A 21522-nucleotide genomic window follows, 5' to 3' on the forward strand; every position below is an offset into this window, starting at 1 on the left:
AGGACTACTGGTCGCACGAGGGTCGCGCGTCGACGCAGCGGTACTGCCTAGGCGTCGACGCGCCTGGGAAGTACGAGTACGAGAGAACGCTGCATGCCACGGACGGTAGCGGTTGGCTGGATCGCGGGTCAACTCTGCGGGACAGTGATTCCGCATACTGGACACGACCGGGTGACACGAGGGGCCCGACCGGGCAGTGCCGCGCCGGCCTCGGTGGCGGTCGGCCACGCTGTGTTGGCCGGCGGTGGGCCGGCATCGACCCTGGCCCCGTCTGGTGCGACCATGGCCAGGTGAGCACGTCGAGCACCCGGCCCAACGCCGACGAGAAGGACCCCACCACCCGGCCGGTCGGCCAGGTCGACGGGGCTGAGGCTGACCACGCCGAGCCGACCGCGCCGGCCGTGCCCTCGCGCATGGTCTTCCAGATCCCCCGCACCGCCCTGCTAGCCATCGCCTTCCTGGCGTTCTGCGCCTCGCCGGTGGCGCTGGGCGCGCCCTGGCTGTGGCTGATCTACCTGGTCCCGCTCGCCCTGGTGGTGTGGGTGGTGCGGACCAGGACGGTGGTGACCGCCGACCGGCTGGTGATCAGGACGCTGTTCGGCCGGCGCGAACTGGCCTGGTCCGACGTGCGGTCGCTGCGCCTGGCCGAGCGCACCTGGGTGCGCGCGGTGCTGGGCGACGACACCGAGCTGACCCTGCACGGCGTCCGGCCACGCCACCTGTTCCTGCTCTCGGCGATCACCGCCGGCCGCATCGCCGACCCCACTGCACCCAACTCCACTGCACCCAACCCCAGTGCGCCCTCGGCCGCCGGCGCACCGGCCGCGTCCGACGCGCCGGAGGCGACCACCCGGACGGACGAAGCCGACGCCGACACCTCCGCTGACTCGTAAGGTTGCGGATGTGACATCGCGCTCGTCGGGATCGGGGTCGGGGTCGGGGTCGGGGTCGGGGTCGAGATCGAAGTCGGGAGCGAAGCCGGAACAGCCGGTGACCCCCGCCGGACGGTCGGTGCGGCCGTGGCTGCCGGTCAGCGCCCTGCTGCTGGCCGTGGCCGGGCTGGTGGTGTCCGCCTACCTGACCATCGCGCACTTCAGCAGCCCCGAGTTCCTGATCTGCGCCGAGGGCGGCGTTGTCGACTGCCATTCGGTGACCACCAGCCCCGAGTCCGAGTTCTTCGGCATCCCCGTGGCCGTCCTCGGCGTGCTCTACTTCGTGTTCATGGCCGCCGTCGACGTCCCGGCGGCCTGGCGGTCGACCAACCCGGTGCTCGGCTGGCTGCGGCTGGGCGGCGCGGCCGTCGGTGTGCTGTTCGTGGTCTACCTCGTCGCCGCGGAACTGGTCCTGATCGGCAAGATCTGCCTGTGGTGCACGGTCGTGCACGTGGTCACCCTCGCGCTGGCCGGGCTGATCCTGGCCGGGGCCCTCGCCGCCACCGGCGGCCAGCAGCGCGACCAACTCGACGCCCAGGACTGACCCCGGGACGTGACCACTGCTGGTAACGGGCGGGAAACACACCGCTGCGGAGTAGCCTCGGGGGCACCGCCGCTGTCACCGGGCGCCCACCGGCGTCTCCTGATGTACCCGAGCCGGCCTGTCGCCGGCCACCACACCTGCTGATCTGGAGGAGCAGTGCCTCAGCTCCGCTCCCGCACCACCACCCACGGCCGCAACGCGGCCGGCGCGCGTGCCTTGTGGCGGGCTACCGGGATGACCGACAACGACTTCGGCAAGCCGATCGTGGCGATCGCCAACTCCTACACCCAGTTCGTCCCCGGCCACGTCCACCTTCGTGACCTGGGCGAACTCGTGGCGGGGGCGGTGCGCGAAGCCGGCGGCGTGCCCCGGGAGTTCCACACCATCGCGGTGGACGACGGGATCGCCATGGGACACAGCGGCATGCTGTACTCCCTGCCCTCCCGGGAGATCATCGCCGACTCGGTCGAGTACATGGTGAACGCGCACCAGGCCGACGCCCTGGTCTGCATCTCCAACTGCGACAAGATCACCCCGGGCATGCTCAACGCGGCCATGCGGCTGAACATCCCCACGGTGTTCGTCTCCGGTGGGCCGATGGAGGCCGGCAAGGCCGTGGTGGTCAACGGCGTCGCCCACCCCTCCAGCGACCTGATCACCGCGATCTCCGCCTCGGCCAACAGCCAGGTCGACGAGGCCGGGCTGAGCCTGGTGGAGCAGTCCGCCTGCCCGACCTGCGGCTCGTGCTCGGGCATGTTCACCGCGAACTCGATGAACTGCCTGACCGAGGCGCTGGGCCTGGCCCTGCCTGGCAACGGCTCCACGCTGGCCACCCACTCCGCCCGCCGCGACCTGTTCCTGCGGGCCGGCCGGACCGTGGTGGAGCTGGCCCGGCGCTGGTACGAGCAGGACGACGAGTCCGCACTGCCCCGCTCGATCGCCAACCGCAAGGCGTTCGACAACGCCATGGCGCTGGACATGGCCATGGGCGGCTCGACCAACACCGTGCTGCACATCCTGGCCGCCGCCCAGGAGGGCGAGATCCCGTTCACCCTGGACGACATCGACGCGCTCAGCCGGCGGGTGCCCTGCCTGTCCAAGGTGTCGCCGAACTCCAACTACCACATGGAGGACGTGCACCGGGCCGGCGGCATCCCGGCCATCCTCGGTGAGCTGGACCGGGCCGGCCTGCTGCACCGCGACGTGACCTCGGTGCACACCGCCACCCTGGACGAGTGGCTGTCCACCTGGGACATCCGCGGCGGGTCGCCGTCCGAGGAGGCCGTCGAGCTGTTCCACGCCGCACCCGGCGGCGTGCGCACCACCCAGGCGTTCTCCACCAGCAACCGCTGGTCCAGCCTGGACACCGACGCCGAGAACGGGTGCATCCGGGACGTGGCGCACGCCTACACCGCTGACGGCGGCCTGGCCGTGCTGCGCGGCAACCTCGCCGAGGACGGCGCGATCATCAAGGCCGCCGGCGTCGAGGAGGAGCTGTGGCACTTCCAGGGGCCGGCCCGGGTGGTGGAGAGCCAGGAACAGGCGGTGTCGGTGATCCTCAACCGGGAGATCCAGCCCGGTGAGGTGCTGGTGGTCCGCTACGAGGGCCCGGCTGGCGGCCCCGGCATGCAGGAGATGCTGCACCCCACCGCGTTCCTCAAGGGCGCCGGCCTCGGCAAGAAGTGCGCGCTGATCACCGACGGCCGGTTCTCCGGCGGTTCCTCCGGCCTGTCGGTCGGCCACATCTCTCCGGAGGCGGCCGGCGGCGGCACCATCGGCCTGGTGGAGAACGGCGACCAGATCCTGATCGACGTGCACGAGCGCAGGCTCGAACTGCTCGTCGACGAACAGGTGCTGGCCGAGCGGCGGGCCAAGATGGAGGCCAGCGAACGGCCGTGGCAGCCGGTGGACCGCAACCGCACGGTGACCGGCGCGCTGCGCGCGTACGCGCGGATGGCCACCTCGGCCTCCACCGGCGCGGTGCGCGACCCGTCCCGCTGAGCGACTGGCCCGCAGCGCGACTTGCCCGCAGCACGACTGCACCGCTGAGCAGCGCGACCACTGGTGCGCCAACCCCGGTTCCTGGTATCCGGGGTTGGCGCACCGGTCTTTCACGGTGTCCTGCGCAGCACCAGCAGGGTGGCCACGGTGGCCGCCGCCGCGATGACCAGGAAGACCGTGCCGCTGATCAGCGGTCGCCGGTACCAGGGCCGGCCATTGTCCAGCGAGACCCGACCGGGGCCGGCGAACAGCAGGGTGAACGCCATCGTGGCGAGCGCGAGTTCGTACTCGAAGCCCATCGACGACACGAAGAAGCCGTTGCCCCACTTGTACACGACCGCGCTGGCCATCACGCCGAGCACGCCAGCCGCGGCCAGTGGGGTGAACAGCCCGAACACCAGCAGGATGCCGGCGCCGAACTCGGTGCCGCCGGTGACCCAGGCCAGCTCGGTGGACCGCTGGAACCCGATGCCGGCCAGGTACGCGCTGAAGCCGTCGATGCCGGGCCCGTTGAACAGCCCGAACAGCTTCTGGGCTCCGTGCGCGACGAAGGTGCCGCCCAGCACCAGCCGCAGCACCAACAGCCCCAGGTCCGCGCCACCGTGCCAGCGCTGGGGCCGCGGCTCGTCGTCGTAGTAGCCGTCGTAGCCGTCGCCGTAGCCCCGGTGGTCACCCGGGTCGTCGTAGTCCCGACGGTCGTCGTCCCGGTCGCCCGCGTCACCGTGGTAGCGGTGACCTTCACGGTCCACAGTGGACTGGCGACTGTCCGCACGGTCCTCGTCGGCCGGGCCGGACGACGAGAATCCCGCGTGGGTGAAGAAGTCCTCGTCGTCCGCGCCGCGCCGCCCCTCCCCCGCGCGGGGGTCGTCCCCGTGGGGGTCGCCGAACCGGGCGGTCTCCCGGATGTCCTCGCCGTAGCCGACGTCGTCGTAACGCGGGTCGTCGTAGCGGGGGTCCTCGTAGCGCGGGTCGTCGTACCGGGCGCCCCGGTGGCCGGGTGGTTCGTACCGGCCCCGCTGGTGGGGTGCCTGGTCATAGCCGGGCTGGTCATAGCCGGGCTGGTCGTACCGGGCCTCGTCGTGGGTTCCGTACCGCCGGTCCTCGTCCAGGTGGTGGGCTCCGCCGTCGCGTCCGCCGGCCCCCGCCCCGCCCGGATGGCCGCCGTCAGCGCGATAGCCGCCCGAACGCCTGGGACGGTCGTCGTGAGTAGCCACGCCCCGGCACGCTAGGCGCATCGGGTGAACAGCGCGAGCCACCACCCGGCGGTTTCAGCTACTCCCAGCGGTACGTCTCACCGAGACGGGTTCACCCGACAAGCGGATTGCGTCAGTACTCGCCACGCACCAGGTTGCTCGGTTCCCGGCCGGCGGCGAACTGCGCGACCTGCTCGGCCGCCACCCGGTAGGAGCGCTCCTGCTGGCCCCGGCAACTGCCCGCCACGTGCGGGGTGAGCAGCAGCCCGGGCGCCCGCCACAACGGGTGCTCGGCCGGCAGCGGCTCGGGGTCGGTCACGTCCAGCGCCGCGCGCAGCCGGCCGGCGGTCAGCTCGGCGATCAGCGCGTCGGTGTCCACCACGGCCCCGCGCGCGGCGTTCACCAGCACGGCGTTGTCCGGCATCCGGGCCAGGAACCCGGCGTCGACCATGCCCCTGGTCTCGCTGGTGAGCGGCACGACCAGCACCACGGCGTCGTGGTCGCCCAACAGCTCGGGCAGGTCGGCCACGCCGTACACGCCCGGCCGGGACGTGCGGCCGACCAGCGTGGACTCCGCGTCGAACGCGCTGAGCCGACGCCGCACCTGCTCGCCGAGGTCACCGGCGCCGACCACGAGCACCCGCTTGCCCTGGAGGGTGTCGGTGGCGTGGTAGTCCCACCGGTGCTCCTGCCTGGCCCGGTCGAACACCGGGAACTCCCGGTAGATGGACAGCAGCGCGGCCAGCACCCACTCGGCCGTGCTGCCGCCGTGCGCGCCCCGCGCGGTGGCCAGCTGGACCCCGTCCGGGAGCTGGCCGACGAAGTTCTCCGCGCCCGCGCTGAGCAGCTGCACCAGGCGCAGTTTCGGCAGCTGCGCCAGCAGGTCCGCGAAGGTCGTCCCGGCCAGGAACCGGGGCACCAGCACCTCGGCGTCGGCCGCCTCCGCCGGCAGCGGCTGCCCCGGCTGGTAGAGCACCGGTCGAACACCGTCCACCTGGGACAGGGTTTCCACGCCGAATTCGTCGGGCACGAGCACGGTGAGCGTCACGAGTGCACGGTAAGCCACGAGGTACTTGCCCCTACAACTCACCTGGTCGTAACAGGAATCCGACCCCAGCGGGCCAGCCGATCGGTGCCGCTGAAGCAAGCTCCCGCCGACTGTGCGTCACTACCGGCTCTCGCCCGGCTCCGCCAGCCGACCGGCGTCCCTACCGGCTCTCGGCTGGCTCCGCCAGCCGACCAGCGTCACTAGCGGCTCTCGCCTGGCTCCGCCAGCCGACCGGCATCACTACCGGCTCTCGGCTGGCTCCGCCAGCCGATCCGCCCGCTCACTTCCGGTTCACGGGTTTCTGCCTAGGCTGGACGGCGTGTCACTGCCACGCCTCGTCTCCCGTCGGCCCGGTGGGCTGCGCGCGCTGCTGGCCGGGTCGGCCGTGGTCGGCCTGCTCGCCGCCGGTTGCGCGAGTTTCCCGGAGGCGGCGCCCCAGGAGAGCTGGCAGTCCCAACCCGAACTGACCCCGGAGACCGCGCCAGAACCCAGGCTGCCCGGGGAGGCCGGGCGCGTGCAGCCCTCGGCCGGTGCCGGTACCACGCCGTCGTCGTCGGTGCCGCCGCCCAACGGGTGCACCGACTACAACCCCACGGTCATCGCCACCTGCCTGGCGTCGGTGTCGGCGGTGGCCACCCTGCCGGGCAGTGCCGGTGGCGGCATCGGCGCGGTGACCGCGCTGGCCGCCGAGCGCACCACCGGCCGGATCCTGCGGGTGAAGAAGGACACCGAGCCGGTGGTGGTCGCCACCCTCGCGGTGGACGCCTCCGGCGACGGCGGGCTCACCGGCCTGGTCCTGTCCCCGACCTATGCCGAGGACCAGCTGGTGTACGCCTACGTCACCACGGCCACCGACAACCGGGTGATCAGGATCGCGCCGGGCGACACGCCCAAGCCCATCCTGACCGGCATCCCCAAGGGGAGCAGCGGCAACCGGGGTGTGCTGGCCCGTGGCGCGGACGGAGCGCTGCTGGTGGCCACGGGTGACGCGGGCAACCCGGCCGCCGCGAGCAACCCGGCCTCGCTGGCCGGCAAGGTGCTGCGGATCAACGGCAGCGGAAAGCCGGCCAAGGGCAACCCCACCGCGGATTCGGCCGTGGTGGCCAGCGGTGTGCACGCCCCCGCCGGCCTGTGCGTCTCCCCGGACGGCGGCCACGCCTGGCTGACCGACCGGGGCGCCGACCGGGACCTGCTGTACCGGCTGACCGTGGGCCAGCCGCTGGGCGAGCCGGCGTGGAGCTGGCCGGACCGGCCGGGGGTGGGCGGCTGCGCGGCCCTGCCCAGCATGGTGTGGATCACCACCAGCACCAAGCCCGGCAGCCAGATCCTGATGCTCAACCCGGACGGCACGTTCAACGGCAAGCCCGTCGAGGCCAAGGACCAGGAGAACGGCCTCGGCCGGCTCGGCCCCCTCGACCTGATCGACGACAACACCGCCGTGGTCGGCACGGTGAACAAGGACGGCGGCCAGCCGGTGTCCAGCGACGACCGCGTCGCCGTGATCGTCCGCCCGGACAGCGCAGGCTCCGGCATCGACTAATCACCCACCGCAACCACCCCACCCACCTCCATTCCCCCAGCTCCCCCCGCGAGTCGTGTCCCCCCACCCCGCGAGTCGACTTTGCAAACCCCGCGAGTTGACACTTCACGCAGGGCCACCTGGGTGACACACGAGTGGGTGACCAGACGCCCCGGCCCGCCCCGCCCACAACCCGATCCGGACCACTGGGTGCGCCCCCGGCCCTGGCGGTGACTGCGTACCCGCCACCCCTCCCCGGTATCTCGATTGGGGGACCGTCGTGTGGGGGTGATGTCACCCACATGGGCCTGCTGGAAAGTGCAACACGCGCTACGCGAACGCCCGACTCGCGGGAATGGAGTAGTGCGGCGTCACCTGGTTGGGTGAGATCGGCGCGAGCAAAGGGTCGGTGCCCGGTGCGGGGATCGCACCGGGCACCGAACAGGGGTGACGCTGCGGGTCAGCCGGTGCAGCGGCTGAGCACCAGTTCACGCACGCGCTTGGCGTCGGCCTGGCCCTTGGTGGCCTTCATGACCGCGCCCACGATCGCGCCCGCCGCGGCCACCTTGCCGCTGCGGATCTTCTCGGCGATGTCCGGCTGTGCGGCCAGTGCCTCGTCCACGGCGGCCAGCAGTGCCGAGTCGTCGGAGACCACCTTGAGGCCACGGGCCTCGACCACCTGGTCCGGCTCGCCTTCGCCGGCCAGCACGCCGTCCACGACCTCACGGGCCAGCTTGTTGGTCAGGCTGCCCTCGGCGACCAGGGCGATCACCCTGGCCAGTTGGACCGGGGTGATCGGCAGGTCGGCGAGGTCCACGCCACGCGTGTTGGCCTGCTGGGTCAGGTAGGACACCCACCAGGACCTGGCCTCGGCCGGGCCGGCACCAGCGGCCACGGTCTCCGCGACCAGCTCCACCGCGCCCGCGTTGACCAGGTCGCGCAGCTCCGGGTCGGTGAGCTGCCACTCGGTCTGGATCCGCTTGAGCCGCTCCCACGGCAGCTCCGGCAGGGTGGCGCGCAGTTCCTCGACCCACTCCCGGGACGGGGCGACCGGCACCAGGTCTGGCTCGGGGAAGTAGCGGTAGTCCTCGGCGGTCTCCTTGGTCCGGCCCGACGAGGTGGAGCCGGTGGACTCGTCGAAGTGCCTGGTCTCCTGAACAACCCGGCCACCGTTGGCCAGCACCGCGGCCTGCCTGGTCATCTCGTAGCGCACCGCGCGTTCCACGCTGCGCAGCGAGTTGACGTTCTTGGTCTCGGTGCGGGTGCCGAACTCGGCAGCGCCCTTGGCCATCAGCGAGACGTTGGCGTCGCAGCGCAGCGAGCCCTGGTCCATGCGCACGTCGGACACGCCCAGCGCGCGCAGCAGGTCGCGCAGGGCGGTCACGTACGCCCTGGCCACCTCCGGCGCCCTGGCACCGGTGCCCACGATCGGCTTGGTGACGATCTCGATCAGCGGCACGCCCGCCCGGTTGTAGTCCAGCAGCGAGTGCTCGGCACCGTGGATGCGGCCGGTGCTGCCACCCACGTGCAGGGACTTGCCGGTGTCCTCCTCCATGTGCGCGCGCTCGATCTCCACGCGCACGACCTCGCCGTCGTCGAGCACCACGTCCAGCCAACCGTTGACCGCGATCGGCTCGTCGTACTGCGAGGTCTGGAAGTTCTTCGGCATGTCCGGGTAGAAGTAGTTCTTCCGGGCGAACCGGCACCACTCGGCGATGTCGCAGTTCAGCGCCAGGCCGATCCGGATGGCCGACTCCACGGCCTTGCCGTTGACCACCGGCAGCGAGCCGGGCAGGCCGAGGCACACCGGGCACACCTTGGTGTTGGGTTCCCCGCCGAAGGCGTTCTCGCAGCCGCAGAACATCTTGGTGTTCGTGGACAGCTCGACGTGCACCTCCAACCCGAGCACCGGGTCGAAGCGCTGCACGACCTCGTCGTAGTCCATCAGCTCGGTCACCGCGACTGACGCACTCACCTGTCCTCGTCCTTCCGCCAGTCGCGCAGCACGAGCGCGGCGCCCGTCGCTGCCACGGCAATGCTGAAGATCGCGTTGAGCAGGGCCAGCCTGTCCTGGTCCCGGCGGGCCGACTTCAGCCCGGACACCGCGCTGAACGCGCTGACCGCCGCGCCGACCAGGGAGAAAAGCTTCTTGACCATCTAGACTGCCACCTCGCTCTGTGCTCGGTTGTGCGCGCTCCAGTCCGCCTGGGGTACCCGCTGGATCTGCGGTCCACCCTCGGCCGCGTTGCGGGCGACCTCGTAGGCCGCGGCCACCCGGTACATCCGGTGGTCCTGCATCACCGGGGCCATCACCTGCAGGCCGACCGGCAGACCATCCTCATCGGACAGTCCACTCGGGACGCTCAGGGCGGCGTTTCCGGCCAGGTTGGCCGGGATGGTGCACAGGTCGGCCAGGTACATCGCCATCGGGTCGTTCACCCGCTCGCCGAGGCGGAACGCCGTGGTCGGCGTGGTCGGCGAGACCAGCACGTCAACGTTCTCGAACGCCGCGTCGAAGTCCCGCTTGATCAGCGTGCGCACCTTCTGCGCCGACCCGTAGTAGGCGTCGTAGTAGCCCGAGGACAGCGCGTAGGTGCCGAGCATGATGCGCCGCTTCACCTCGGGGCCGAACCCGGCCTCCCTGGTCAGCGACATCACCTCCTCGGCGCTGCGGTTGCCGTCGTCGCCGACCCGCAGCCCGTACCGCATGGCGTCGAAGCGGGCCAGGTTGGACGAGCACTCGCTGGGCGCGATCAGGTAGTAGGCGGACAGCGCGTACTGGAAGCTCGGGCAGGAGACCTCGACGACCTCCGCGCCCAGTTCGCGCAGGGTGTCCACGGCCGCGTGGAACGACCGCAGCACGCCTGGCTGGTAGCCCTCGCCGCTGAGCTGGGTCACCACGCCGACCCGGACGCCCCGCAGGTCACCGGTGGCGCCCTCGCGGACGGCGGCCACCACGGGCGGCACCGGCTGGTCGATGGAGGTGGAGTCGAGCGGGTCGTGCCCACCGATCACCTCGTGCAGCAGTGCGGCGTCCAGCACGGTGCGCGCGCACGGGCCGGCCTGGTCCAGTGAGGACGAGAACGCCACCAGGCCGTACCGGGACACGCCACCGTAGGTGGGCTTGACCCCCACCGTGCCGGTGACCGCGCCGGGCTGGCGGATGGACCCGCCGGTGTCGGTGCCGATCGCCAGCGGCGCCTCGAACGCGGCCAGCGCGGCGGACGAGCCACCGCCGGAGCCGCCGGGGATGCGGTCGAGGTCCCACGGGTTGCGGGTGGGGCCGAACGCGGAGTTCTCGGTGGACGAGCCCATGGCGAACTCGTCCATGTTGGTCTTGCCCAGGATCACCAGTCCGGCCGCGCGCAGCCGCCGCACGACCGTGGAGTCGTAGGGCGGCAGCCAGCCTTCGAGCATCCTGGAACCGCACGTGGTGGGCGTGCCCTCGGTGGTCAGCACGTCCTTGACCGCCACCGGCACACCGGCCAGCGGCGAGGCGGGCGCCTGGCCGGCGGCCAGGTCCTGGTCCACCTGGCGGGCCGTGGCCAGCGCGTTCTCCGCGTCGGTGTGCAGGAACGCGTGCACGGCCGGGTCGACCTCGGCGATCCGGTCCAGGTGCGCCTGGGTCACCTCGACCGCGCTGACCTGCCTGCTGTGCACCAGTTCGGCCAGTTCGGCGGCGGCCAGCCTGGTCAGGTCGGTGTTGGCCGGCTCGGGTGAGCTGGTCTGGCTCATGCTTCCTCCCCCAGGATGCGCGGGACGCGGAACCTGCCCTCTTCGGGGAAGGGCGCGCCCGCCAGTGCCTGCTGCTGGCCAAGCCCGGGACGGACCTCGTCCGCGCGGAACACGTTGGTCAGCGGCACGGCGTGCGAGGTCGGTGGAATGTCGTCAGTGGCGACGTCACCAACCGCCGCGACGGCCTCCAGAATGGCGTCGAGCTGGCCGGCGAACAGGTCCAACTCCTCGTCGGTGACGGCCAGCCTGGCCAGCCTGGCCAGGTGTGCGACCTCGTCGCGGGAGATGTTGGGCACTCCAACCCCCGGGGTGGTACTTCTCTCTTCGGACCCGCCGAGTCTATGGCCGTGGCCTGGTTGGTTCCGAACCGGTTGGTCGCGGGTTCTGGCCGGCCGCGGCTTCCGGGCCGGCCGGACAGCCGAGCCGGTGGGAGCGGCGTCGGCCGGCGCAGCGGCACCAGGTGGGACACATAGTGAGACACGGAGGTGGGACACGCCCCGCCAGCCGGCGACACGAGGCAGGATGGAGGGGGCGGGATTTTACCCTTCCGCAACGCGGGCGGAGGATCCACCGGAAAATCTACATCTGCAACAATCATCGGCCGGCAATGGCGCGAGAGGCTGGCGCCTCGCGTGCTCAGGTCACCAGACGCGGGCGGCAAGGTCCCGCGTGCGATGCAGGAGGCGTTCGCCTTGTCCTTCCTGATCCGGGTCCAGCTCCCGGACCGCCCGGGCACGTTGGGTGCGGTGGCCACCGCGCTGGGCGAGGTCGGGGCAGACATTCTCAGTGTGGACGTGGTCGAGCGGGCGCCGGGCCTTGCCGTTGACGACCTCGTTGTCGAGCTTCCCTCTGGTCGCCTGCCGGACGTGCTGATCACCGCGGCCGAGTCCGTGGAGGGCGTCGAGGTGGACGCGGTCCGCCCGTACGCCGGTGTGCTGGACACGTTCCGGGAGCTGGAACTGATCGAGGCGATCGCCGAGACCCCCAAGAACGGTCTGCAACTGCTCGCCGAGGGGGTGCCCAGGATCATCCGGGCCGGCTGGGCGGTGGTGTTGCGGCACGGCGACCACGGGGCTGCCCGGCTGGCCGCGAGCACGGCCGCGCCGGAGACCAGGATGAGCGACCTGCCGTGGCTGCCCCTGGAGCGGGCCACCATCCTGGACGGCGAGGAGAGCTGGGTGCCCAGGACCTGGCAGGAGCTGGGCACCGAACTCGCGGCGACGCCACTGGGCAAGCCCAACCGGGTCCTGCTGGTGGGGCGGCCCGGTGGCCCGATGTTCCGGGCCGCGGAGGTGGCCAGGCTGGCGCACCTGGCCGGCATCGTCTCGGTGGTGCTGCCCGACTGAGCCCGCACCCGCCCGGCACCCGCTCGTTCCCCGGTCCGTCGCCCCAGGTCCGTTGCCCCCGGTCCGCGATTCCCGGCCGGTCGCGGGCCGGCTCACCGTGCCGGAGCGGCGCGCCAGCCATCCCGGCGGTGCCGGGTGCGCTGTGGCGTCGATTCCACCCCCGGGCCCTCCCCCACCCTTCCCAGGGGGGCGACCCCAGGTCCAGCCTACCGAGCAACGCGCCAGGAACAACGCTGTGGCGCTGGCCTGTGGACAACTACCTGCCCTGTGGACAACTACCTCATCGATCGGGTGATTTCGGGCGGCTCAGCGCCACAGCGTGGTACGGGCTCCGTGGTTCCGGGGCACGCGCCGGTCGGGGCCCCTGTCCTCCGCTGAACTCCAGCTCTGGGGCAGTTCCTGCCCGCCTGGCCGGCCGGCGCGTGGTCAACCGGCCGGCCAGCGATGGGCCAGTGATCAGTCAACCAGCCGGCAACCAGCCGGCGGTCAGGCTGGCCGGCGATTCGGGCCGGTGATCAGCCAGTCGGCCGTCAGGCAGCTGTGGTCGGTCGGTGCTCAGGCAACAGCCGGTCAGCGGGTCGTCCGACTGGCGAGGGTGATCGCGGCCCTGACCAGGGCGGGGTTGTCCGCGGCCGGGTTGCCGTCCGGGGTGTGCAGCACGTCTTCCAGGCCGATGCGCGTGGGCAGGCCGCGCTCGACCGCCATCGCCAGCACCGGCCACGCGCCACCGTCCTGCCCGTGCAGCAGCACCGGCACCGCGTCCACCCACGACAGCGCGTCGACCAGCCGGTCGGCCTCGGCCAGCGCCGGTTCCGGCTCGGCGGGCCGCACTTCGGCGAGCACCCGCACCGTCCCCGCCGGCAGGCCGGCGGCCCGCAGCTGGCTGGCCGCGGCCAGGTCGGACACGCCCAACTCGATGCCCACCCCCGCGTCGGCCAGGGCCGCGCACACTGCGCGCCAGCCCGGCTCGTGCACGTTCACCGAGGCGACATCGGGGTGGCCCGCGGCGGCGCCGGCCCACCCGGCCACGAACTCGGCGCGCCGGGCCGGGTCGGGTTCGATCCACGCGCCCGTGGTCACTCCGATCTCCACGCCGCGCGCCACCGACCGGACCGCCGCCACGGTGGTGGCCACCTCGGCGGCGGCCAGGGTTTCCGCGCCGGCCGCGTTCCTGGGGTGCAGGTGCACCGCGGTGACCCCGAGTTCGACCACGGCCACGGTGTCGTTCACGAGCTGCTGCGTGGTCACCGGCAGGGCCGGGTGGGCGCCGACCGGCCGGTCTCCGTTCAGGCACGCCTGCAGCGTGCTCACCGCCGCCTCCGACACAGCACCTCCTGACCCGTCAACAGGGCGCCAGCCGAGGGGTCAGGCCCCGGCCGGCTCCGGTGTGGATCCACCCGGGGTCGGTTCGGGCTCACCCGGGGAGGACTCACCCGGGGAGGATTCACCCGGGGAGGACTCCTCCGGGATGGGCTCCGCCGGGTTGATCGCCAGGGCGCTGGCCGCTTCCGGCCCCTGGTCGAGCAGCACCCGGAACCCGTCCTCGTCGAGCACGGGCACCTTCAACTGGACCGCCTTGTCGTACTTGCTGCCCGGCGCGTCGCCGACCACCACGAACGCGGTCTTCTTGGACACCGAGCCGGCGGCCTTGCCGCCCCTGGCCATGATCGCCTCCTTGGCCTCCTCCCGGGAGAAGCCGTGCAGGGTGCCGGTGACGACCACGGACATGCCCGCCAGGAACCGGGGGATCGAGACGTCCCGCTCCTCGGCCAGCCGCACGCCAGCCCGCCGCCACTTCTCCACGATCTCGCGGTGCCAGTCGACCTCGAACCACTCGCGCACCGACGCGGCGATGGTCGGGCCGACCCCGTCGACCGAGGCCAGCTCCTCCTCGCCGGCCTGCGCGATCCGGTCCAGCGAGCCGAACTCCCTGGCCAGGGCGCGCGCCGCGATGGGGCCGACGTGCCGGATGGACAGCGCGACCAGGTACCGCCACAGCGGCCGGTCCTTGGCCGTGTCCAGGTTGGCCAGCAGCTTGTGCGCGTTGGCCGACAGCTCGCCCGAGTCGGTGCGGAACAGGTCGGTCCGGGCCAGCTTGTCCTCGTCGAGGGAGAACAGGTCGCCCTCGTCGGCCAGCACCCCGGCCTGCACCAGGGCGGTGGCCGCCTCGTAGCCGAACACCTCGATGTCCAGCACCCGGCGGCTGGCCACGTAGTACAGCCGCTCGATGCGCTGGTCCTCGCAGAACTGGCTGTTGGGGCAGCGGATGTCGACGTCGCCCTCCTTCTCCGGGCGCAGCAGCGTGCCGCAGGAGGGACAGGTGAGCGGCATCTCGAACTCGCGCTCGTCGCCGGTGCGGGCGTCCACGATCGGGCCGAGCACCTCGGGGATGACCTCACCGGCCTTGCGGATCACCACCCGGTCGCCGATCAGCACGCCCTTGCGCCGCACCTCGTCGGCGTTGTGCAGGGTGGCCCTGGCCACGGTGGAGCCGGCCACCTTGACCGGTGTCATCACCGCGAACGGGGTGACCCGACCGGTGCGGCCCACGCCGACCTGGATGTCCTCCAGCGTGGTCGTGGCCTCCTCGGGCGCGTACTTGTAGGCGATGGCCCAGCGGGGTGCGCGCGAGGTGATGCCCAGGCGGCGCTGCAGCGGCACCTCGTCGACCTTGATGACGATGCCGTCGATCTCGTGCTCGGCCGCGTGGCGGTGTTCACCCCAGTAGTGGATGTGCTGCCAGACCTCGTCGATGGAGTCCAGCACCCGGGTGTGTTCGGACACCGGCAGCCCCCAGGCGCGCAGCGCCTGGTAGGCCTCGGACTGCCGGGCCGGTTCGAAGCCCTCGCGCCGGCCGAGGCCGTGGCAGATCAGCCGCAGCGGCCGGGTGGCGGTGATCCTCGGGTCCTTCTGCCGCAGCGACCCGGCGGCGGCGTTGCGCGGGTTGGCGAACGGTGCCTTGCCCGCCTCCACCAGGCGCGCGTTCAGGTCGGCGAACTCCTCGACCGAGAAGAACACCTCACCGCGCACCTCGACCAGCGCGGGCACCGGGAACTCGGCTGTGCCGGTGAGCCGTTCCGGCACGTCGCGCATGGTGCGCACGTTCAGCGTGACGTCCTCGCCGGTGCGGCCGTCGCCCCTGGTCAGCGCCCTGACCAGGCGGCCGTCCCGGTACAGCAGGTTGATCGCCAGGCCGTCGACCTTGAGTTCGCACAGGAAGTGGGCGGCCGCGCCGACCTCCTTGTCGATCCGGTCGGCCCAGGCGTTCAGCTCGTCGGCGTCGAAGGCGTTGTCCAGGCTGAGCATCCGCTCCAGGTGGTCCACGGCGGTGAACTCGGTGGAGAAGGTGCCGCCCACCTGCTGGGTGGGTGAGTCCGGGGTGACCAGCCCGGGGTGGGCCTGTTCCAGCTCCTCCAGCTGGCGCAGCAGCGCGTCGAACTCGCCGTCGGAGACGGTGGGCGCGTCCAGCACGTAGTAGCGGAACTGGTGGCCGCGGATCTCCTCGGCGAGCTGGCCGTGCCGCTCCCGCACGTCGGCCGGCACGTCTTCGAGACCTTCGGCCTGGTCCACCGCTCCGGCCGGGGGCAGGCCGGCGTCGAACTCCGCCCCTGACTCGTCCCGACCGGCCTCGTCCCGACCGGGGTCGACACTGCTGGATCGCTCACTGCTGGTCACACCGCGAGACTAACGACTACCCCCGACAAACCGCTGCTCAACAGGTGTGACCTGGTCGGGTGGGCGGCCGGGGTCAGGACGCGGCGGAATCGTCGTCCGGTGCCGCCGCCGGTCCCGTCCCCGGGGTGGCCCCGCCCGGCTCGGTTGCCGGCTCTGCGGCGAAGGTGGGGCGGCGGCCGGAGGTCGCCGCCGGCCCGGCCAGCTCGCGCACCAGGTCCCGCAGTTCCAGCAGGGTGATGGTGTTCTCCGGCTCGTTCTCGGCCGTCTCCACCCGGCGCAGCCGCTCGCCGGCCAGGCGCTCGCCGAGGGTGGCGTCCAGCGGCAGGAACGTCATGGCGGCCCGACTGGCCTCGTCCAGGTCGCGCAGCAGCGGGTGGTGCACGGCCACGTCCACCACGCCCTCGGCCTGGTCCACCTGGGCGACCACCCGGAAGTCGGCCAGGGCGAGCCGGTGGCCGGCCAGGTTCACGGCGACGCCGGTGGGGTCGGGCACCGGCGGCACCGAGTCGTGGAACTCCCAGATGGTGTTGTCCGGTGGCGCCGCCGCGATCCACGCGTCGGTGTAGGGGCGCAGCCTCGGGTCCTCCTGGCCGCTGAGCACCAGCGCGTACACCGCGAACTGCCCGCGTTCGATGGAGAAGTGCAGGTCGGGGTGGATCTCGGCGACGGCCTCGCAGAGCAGGTTCTCCACCCGGTGCGGCTCCCGGTCGCCCAGTGCGGCGCTGACCGTGGGCAGGATGTCCTCCCAGCGCCGCCAGAACCGTTCCGCCGCCTCGACCGGGTTGGGCAGGTGCACGCCAATGCCGGTCGCGCCGTCCCGACCGGCCTGCCGCGTCCGCTCGGCCTGCTGCCCCGCCCTGTTCCGCCTGCCGAACCACCTCATGCGGGCATTGTCCCCCGAACGGCCGACCGGGGTGGGCGGGTTCGCCAGGTTCGCCCGCGGTTCACCACCCCTCGGGCGGCTCGACAAAGGCCTTGGCCACGTCCCGGGTCAGCGACAGGGCCCGACGCAGCCAGCTGGCGGTGGCGCCGGCCAGGCCGCAGCACGGGGTGGCCAGTGCCTGGGTGGCCAGCACCGAGCGGGCGAAGCCGAGCCGGTCGGCCAGGCGCAGCGCGGGTTGGGCCACCGCGCGCAGGTCGGCGGGCGCGCCCGGATCGGTGCCGGGCACCAGGCCCAGCGCCAGGGTGCTGCCCTCCTGCCAGGCCTCACCCAGTTCGTCCCAGGTGGCGGTGGCGTCCGCGTCGAGTTGGGTGAGGTCGAACGCGATCACGTCGGCGCCGGCCTCGCGCAGCAGGGTCACCGGTGGCCGGCGGGCGCAGCAGTGCACGACCACGGGCGCGCCGGACACGGCCGCGGCGGCCTCGACCACGCCGGCCAGCACGGCCCTGGCCTCTGGGGTGGGCACGGCCGGCACGGTGCCGTAGCCGGACGGGGTGGGCAGGGCGCCGGCCAGCACCGCGGGCAGGCTCGGCTCGTCCAGCTGCACCACCACGGTGGCGCCGGTGCGCCTGGCCACCTCGGTGACGTGCTGGCGCAGCCCCTCGGCCAGCGACTCGGTGAACTCGCGCAGCGCGCCCGGGTCGGTGAGCACGCGGTGGCCGCGCGGCAGCTCCACGCCGGCGGCCAGCGTCCACGGTCCGGCCAGCTGGACCTTGACCAGCTCGGGGTGGGCGCCGGCCCGTTCGACCACTTCCTCCAGCGCGTCCAGGTCGCGGCGCAGCAGGTCGACGGCGCGGCGGTGGTCCCGGCCCGGCTTGGTCGTGGTCCGGTAGCCGGAGGGCACCACCTCGACGGCCAGGTCCACCAGCAGCCCCGCGGTGCGGCCGAGCAGGTCGGCGCCGACTCCCCGGGCCGGCAGTTCGGGCAGGTGCGGCAGGTCGGGCAGTTCACCGAGCACGACGCGGGCGGCCTCGAGCGGGTCGGTGCCCGGCAGCGACCCGATTCCCGTGGCGATCCCGGTCAGGCTGGGCCGGGCAGGCGGAGGCGTTTGTTCCACGCGCACAAGTGTCGCCGGTCGGGCCGCCGCCCGGTCGCCGGCCCCGCGCACACCGGCCCGGCCCGATGATCAACAGTCGCTACGCTGCGAGCATGGTGAACAGGGATCACTGGATTCCCCGGAACATCGACCTGGTTACGCCCAGTTCGGCCCGCCTGTACGACTACTACCTGGGCGGATCCAACAACTTCGCGGCCGACCGGGAGCTGGCCAGGAAGGTGTTGGCGGTGGCACCGCAGATCCGCGCGACCGCGCTGGCCAACCGGGCGTTCCTGCGCCGCGCCGTGCGCTACCTGGTGGCGGCGGGAATCCGGCAGTTCCTGGACATCGGCGCGGGCATCCCCACGGTGGGCAACACCCACCAGATCGCCCAGCAGCTCGACCCGGACATCCGGGTCGTCTACGTGGACAACGAGCCGGTGGCCGTCGCGCACAGCGAACTCCTGCTGTCCGACGAGCCCAACGCCGAGATCGTCGAGGCCGACTTCCGCGACCCGGCCGGGGTGCTCGACGCGCGGGAGACCAGGGCGCTGCTCGACTTCGACCAGCCGATCGGGCTGCTGCTGTGCGCGGTGCTGCACTACGTCCCCGACGCGGACCGCCCGGCGGAGATCCTGGCCAGCTACCGGGAGGCGCTGGCGCCGGGCAGCCACGTGGCCATCACGCACATCACCGGCGACGACCAGCCCGACGCGCTGCGCGAGGTGGCCGAGCTGTACGCGACCAGCCAGAACCCGGGGCAGCCGCGCAGCAGGGACGAGTTCACCGCGCTGTTCGCCGGTTTCGAGGTCGTCGAGCCCGGGGTGGTGTACCTGGACCAGTGGCGGCCGGAGCGGCCCGAGGACGTGGGCGAGCACCCGGAGCGGAGCCTGGCCTACGGCGCGGTCGGCCGGCTGGTCAGCTGAGGCCATCCGCGTCCGGCGGTCCGCTCCGGGCGGCGACGGCGCCGGCCACCCGGTGCAGCAGCCCGGCCATGGCGGCGGCCAGCGCGGTGGGTCGGCGCCGGTGCACCAGGTGGATCTGCCTGGCCGGGCTGGCCCCGGCCAGCGCGCGCACGGCCAGCCCGTGGGTGTTGGCTGCGGTGAGCACGCTGGCCGGCACCAGTGCGATGCCCAGGCCGGCGGTGAGCAGCGCCAGGGTGACCTCGTAGTCGCCGGTCTCGTAGGCGACCGCCGGTTCGAAGCCGGCTCTGCCGGCCAGGGTGGTCAGGCAGACGCGGTTGGGCACGCCGTGACCGCCGCTGATCCAGTCCTCGCCGGCCAGCTCCGCCAGGCGCGGCCGGGCCGACCGCCTCGCCGCCGGGTGGGTGGCGGGCAGCACCAGGCGCAGCGGGTCGGCCAGCAGCCGGTGCCGGTGCAGGCCGCCCAGCCCGGGCAGGGGCATGCCCGGGTACCGGTGGGTGATGAGCAGGTCCAGGTCACCGGAGGTGACCAGGCCGTAGCCGGCGGGCGGCTCCAGGTCCAGCAGGGACAGCCGGGCCCTCGGGTGGTCGCGGCGGAACGCGGCCAGCGCGTCGGGCAGCAGCACCTTGGCCGCGGTGGCGAACGCGCCGATGGCCAGGGTCTGCGGGGCCGCGCCGAGCACCGCGCGGACCGCGTGTTCGGCCGCGCGCAGCTCGCCGAGCACCACCTCGCCGTGGCCGACCAGGGCCTGACCGGCCGGGGTGAGCCGGACCCCGCCGGGGTGGCGTTCCAGCAGTTGGCCGCCCAGTTCCCGCTCCAGCTTGGCGACCTGCTGGGACAGCGCGGAGGCGGTGAACGACATGCGCTGGGCGGCGGCCGCGATCGAGCCGGCGTGGGCGATCTCCACCAGCACGCGCAGCCGGTTGGCGTCGATGGTCACGCCACTCCCCCCGCCTGGCCAGCCGGAACGGCCGGCGAGGGGTTAAGCGCTGCTAATGCCAGGCCAGGGATCATCGCTGGCGATTATGGCCGGCGGCCGCCAGGCTCGCCGGTATGACCAGCACCAGCACCACCAGCACCACCAGCGCGTTGGACCCCACCTGGGTGGCCGAGGCCGAGCGGCGGATCCGCCCGCACATCCGCCGCACCCCGCTGCTGCGGGCCGAGGTGGCCGGCCGGCCCGTCGTCCTCAAGCTGGAGCACCTGCAGCGCACCGGGTCGTTCAAACTGCGCGGCGCGCTGAACACCCTGCTGGACGGCGCGCCAGCGCGACGGGTGGTGACCGCCTCGGGCGGCAACCACGGTCTGGGCGTGGCCGAGGCAGCGGCGGTGCTGGGCCTGCCGGCCACCGTGTTCGTGCCGGAGCACGCGCCGGAGAGCAAGGTCAGGCGCATCCAGGCGGCCGGGGCGCGGGTGGTGCGCCACGGCGCCACCTACGCGGCGGCCGCGGCGGCGGCGCGGGCCGAGGCGGCGGAACCGGGCAGCCGGTACGTGGAGGCCTACGACCACCCCCTGGTGGTGGCCGGCCAGGGCACGGCCGCGGCCGAGGTGGTCGCCGATGTGCCCGAGGTGGACGCGGTGGCCGTGGCCGTCGGCGGGGGCGGGCTGGCCGCCGGCACCGCGCTGGCCGTTGGCGGCCGGCTGACCGTGGCGGTGGAGCCGGAGAACTGCCGCTGCCTGCACGAGGCACTGGCCGCCGGCCAGCCGGTGGACAGCCCGGTGGAGTCGGTGGCGGCCTCGGCGCTGGGCGCCACCCGGGTCGGTGCCGTGCCGTTCTCCGTGCTCAGCCGCTACCCGGTGCGCTCGGTGCTGGTCAGCGACGCCGACGTGGTGGCGGCCGTGGACCGGCTGTGGGAGGAGTTCCGGCTGGCCGTGGAGCCGGCCGCGGCCGTGCCGTTCGCGGCGTTCCTGGCCGGTCAGGTGCCGGGTGAGCTGCCCTGCGTTGTGCTGTGCGGCGCCAACACCGACTGGCGGCCAGTCTAGTTAGTTGAGTCCACTGGACTCAGGTTTTCGCCTTGCGTCGTGGCGACCCCACATACTTGAGCCGACCGGCATCAATTCTGGGAGGTTGCCATGGCGCGAGCGGTCGGCATCGACCTGGGGACGACCAACTCCGTCGTCGCTGTCCTTGAGGGCGGTGAGCCGACGGTGATCGCCAACTCGGAGGGTTCCCGCACGACTCCCTCGGTCGTGGCCTTCGCCAAGAACGGCGAGGTCCTGGTGGGCCAGTCGGCCAAGAACCAGGCCGTGACCAACGTGGACCGCACCATCCGGTCGGTCAAACGCCACATCGGCACCACCTGGACCACCAGCGAGATCGACGGCAAGAAGTACACCCCGCAGGAGATCTCCGCGCGCGTGCTCATGAAGCTCAAGCGCGACGCCGAGGCCTACCTCGGTGAAGAGATCACCGACGCGGTGATCACCGTGCCCGCCTACTTCGAGGACGCCCAGCGTCAGGCCACCAAGGAGGCCGGCCAGATCGCCGGCCTGAACGTGCTGCGCATCGTCAACGAGCCCACCGCCGCGGCCCTGGCCTACGGCCTGGACAAGGGCGAGAAGGAACAGACCATCCTGGTCTTCGACCTCGGCGGCGGCACCTTCGACGTGTCCCTGCTGGAGATCGGCGA

At 72.7% G+C, this 21522-nt stretch carries 19 protein-coding genes; 8 read left to right on the plus strand and 11 right to left on the minus strand.

All coding sequences use genetic code 11. From position 1 onward, the window contains the following. Positions 1-290: 290 nt before the first annotated feature. The 3 genes from LX83_RS34715 to ilvD all read left to right on the plus strand — a co-directional run bounded on the left by LX83_RS34715 (position 291) and on the right by ilvD (position 3477). Positions 291-893, plus strand: a complete 603-nt coding sequence (locus tag LX83_RS34715) for a PH domain-containing protein (RefSeq protein ID WP_253779568.1) — start codon at positions 291-293, stop codon at positions 891-893. Positions 894-990: 97 nt separating this feature from the next. After that, entirely contained in the window at positions 991-1476 is a 486-nt protein-coding gene (locus LX83_RS34720) for a vitamin K epoxide reductase family protein (protein ID WP_253779570.1), read from the plus strand. A 156-nt stretch (positions 1477-1632) separates the two neighbouring features. Then, positions 1633-3477 (plus strand): dihydroxy-acid dehydratase, encoded by a 1845-nt coding sequence (gene ilvD, locus LX83_RS34725; protein ID WP_253779572.1) that lies wholly within the window; start codon positions 1633-1635, stop codon positions 3475-3477. A 110-nt stretch (positions 3478-3587) separates the two neighbouring features. Here the strand turns inward: ilvD and LX83_RS34730 are convergent, their stop codons facing one another. Then, a complete protein-coding gene (locus LX83_RS34730) occupies positions 3588-4691 on the minus strand; it encodes a DoxX family protein (protein ID WP_253779575.1) in 1104 nt (367 codons plus the stop codon). A gap of 112 nt (positions 4692-4803) precedes the next feature. Beyond that, positions 4804-5718: a 2-hydroxyacid dehydrogenase gene (locus LX83_RS34735; RefSeq protein ID WP_253779577.1), complete on the minus strand. Its 915-nt coding sequence runs from the start codon at positions 5716-5718 to the stop codon at positions 4804-4806. 325 nt (positions 5719-6043) lie between these two features. Here LX83_RS34735 and LX83_RS34740 point away from each other — a divergent pair, with 325 nt between their 5' ends. Continuing rightward, positions 6044-7258 carry a PQQ-dependent sugar dehydrogenase gene (locus LX83_RS34740; RefSeq protein ID WP_301329426.1) on the plus strand — a complete coding sequence of 405 codons (1215 nt, stop codon included), beginning with the start codon at positions 6044-6046 and terminating at the stop codon, positions 7256-7258. Positions 7259-7697: 439 nt separating this feature from the next. On the opposite strand, the gene gatB is transcribed toward LX83_RS34740, so the two are convergent. From gatB to gatC, 4 genes are read right to left on the minus strand one after another with little or no spacing between them, the layout of a single operon-like run. After that, positions 7698-9182 carry an Asp-tRNA(Asn)/Glu-tRNA(Gln) amidotransferase subunit GatB gene (gene gatB, locus LX83_RS34745; RefSeq protein WP_253779608.1) on the minus strand — a complete coding sequence of 495 codons (1485 nt, stop codon included), beginning with the start codon at positions 9180-9182 and terminating at the stop codon, positions 7698-7700. 26 nt (positions 9183-9208) lie between these two features. Beyond that, complete coding sequence (locus LX83_RS34750) at positions 9209-9394, minus strand: hypothetical protein (protein WP_253779581.1); 186 nt, start codon at positions 9392-9394, stop codon at positions 9209-9211. After that, positions 9395-10972 carry an Asp-tRNA(Asn)/Glu-tRNA(Gln) amidotransferase subunit GatA gene (gene gatA / locus LX83_RS34755; RefSeq protein ID WP_253779583.1) on the minus strand — a complete coding sequence of 526 codons (1578 nt, stop codon included), beginning with the start codon at positions 10970-10972 and terminating at the stop codon, positions 9395-9397. Next, positions 10969-11268 (minus strand): Asp-tRNA(Asn)/Glu-tRNA(Gln) amidotransferase subunit GatC, encoded by a 300-nt coding sequence (gatC, locus tag LX83_RS34760; protein WP_253779585.1) that lies wholly within the window; start codon positions 11266-11268, stop codon positions 10969-10971. The genes gatA and gatC overlap by 4 nt, the downstream gene beginning before the upstream one ends. Positions 11269-11664: 396 nt before the next feature. Between gatC and LX83_RS34765 the strand changes: the two genes are divergently transcribed. Further along, a complete protein-coding gene (locus LX83_RS34765) occupies positions 11665-12318 on the plus strand; it encodes an ACT domain-containing protein (RefSeq protein WP_253779610.1) in 654 nt (217 codons plus the stop codon). A gap of 570 nt (positions 12319-12888) precedes the next feature. On the opposite strand, the gene LX83_RS34770 is transcribed toward LX83_RS34765, so the two are convergent. The 4 genes from LX83_RS34770 to LX83_RS34785 form a co-directional block, all read right to left on the minus strand. Continuing rightward, the gene (locus tag LX83_RS34770) at positions 12889-13629 is read right to left on the minus strand and encodes a 3-keto-5-aminohexanoate cleavage protein (protein ID WP_253779587.1); all 741 of its coding nucleotides are present in this window, start codon (positions 13627-13629) and stop codon (positions 12889-12891) included. Between the two features lie 54 nt (positions 13630-13683). After that, the gene (ligA, locus tag LX83_RS34775) at positions 13684-15993 is read right to left on the minus strand and encodes an NAD-dependent DNA ligase LigA (RefSeq protein ID WP_407649735.1); all 2310 of its coding nucleotides are present in this window, start codon (positions 15991-15993) and stop codon (positions 13684-13686) included. A 73-nt stretch (positions 15994-16066) separates the two neighbouring features. Continuing rightward, entirely contained in the window at positions 16067-16876 is an 810-nt protein-coding gene (locus tag LX83_RS34780) for a hypothetical protein (protein ID WP_253779589.1), read from the minus strand. A gap of 61 nt (positions 16877-16937) precedes the next feature. Further along, the gene (locus tag LX83_RS34785) at positions 16938-17990 is read right to left on the minus strand and encodes a methionine synthase (RefSeq protein ID WP_253779591.1); all 1053 of its coding nucleotides are present in this window, start codon (positions 17988-17990) and stop codon (positions 16938-16940) included. 92 nt (positions 17991-18082) lie between these two features. On the opposite strand from LX83_RS34785, the gene LX83_RS34790 reads away from it, so the two are divergent. Continuing rightward, on the plus strand, positions 18083-18895 hold the full coding sequence (locus LX83_RS34790; protein WP_253779593.1) for an SAM-dependent methyltransferase: 813 nt from the start codon (positions 18083-18085) through the stop codon (positions 18893-18895). Here LX83_RS34790 and LX83_RS34795 read toward each other — a convergent pair. Then, complete coding sequence (locus LX83_RS34795; RefSeq protein WP_253779596.1) at positions 18888-19832, minus strand: LysR family transcriptional regulator; 945 nt, start codon at positions 19830-19832, stop codon at positions 18888-18890. The two genes, LX83_RS34790 and LX83_RS34795, sit on opposite strands and share 8 nt — an antisense overlap. 113 nt (positions 19833-19945) lie before the next feature. Between LX83_RS34795 and LX83_RS34800 the strand changes: the two genes are divergently transcribed. Both LX83_RS34800 and LX83_RS34805 read left to right on the plus strand, forming a co-directional pair. Beyond that, on the plus strand, positions 19946-20875 hold the full coding sequence (locus LX83_RS34800; protein ID WP_253779599.1) for a serine/threonine dehydratase: 930 nt from the start codon (positions 19946-19948) through the stop codon (positions 20873-20875). 90 nt (positions 20876-20965) lie between these two features. Beyond that, on the plus strand, positions 20966-21522 hold a 557-nt coding region (locus LX83_RS34805), incomplete at its 3' end, for an Hsp70 family protein (RefSeq protein ID WP_253779602.1).

Origin of the sequence: Goodfellowiella coeruleoviolacea (genome assembly GCF_024171785.1) — a bacterium.
Taxonomy (GTDB): Bacteria; Actinomycetota; Actinomycetes; order Mycobacteriales; family Pseudonocardiaceae; genus Goodfellowiella; species Goodfellowiella coeruleoviolacea.

Excerpts from the sequence above, each read along its gene's own strand:
- gatB (WP_253779608.1), bottom strand. The coding sequence starts at position 9,182 with ATGGACTACGACGAGGTCGTGCAGCGCTTCGACCCGGTGCTCGGGTTG.
- LX83_RS34750 (WP_253779581.1), bottom strand. The coding sequence starts at position 9,394 with ATGGTCAAGAAGCTTTTCTCCCTGGTCGGCGCGGCGGTCAGCGCGTTC.
- gatA (WP_253779583.1), bottom strand. The coding sequence starts at position 10,972 with ATGAGCCAGACCAGCTCACCCGAGCCGGCCAACACCGACCTGACCAGG.
- LX83_RS34780 (WP_253779589.1), bottom strand. The coding sequence starts at position 16,876 with ATGAGGTGGTTCGGCAGGCGGAACAGGGCGGGGCAGCAGGCCGAGCGG.
- LX83_RS34790 (WP_253779593.1), top strand. The coding sequence starts at position 18,083 with ATGGTGAACAGGGATCACTGGATTCCCCGGAACATCGACCTGGTTACG.
- LX83_RS34800 (WP_253779599.1), top strand. The coding sequence starts at position 19,946 with ATGACCAGCACCAGCACCACCAGCACCACCAGCGCGTTGGACCCCACC.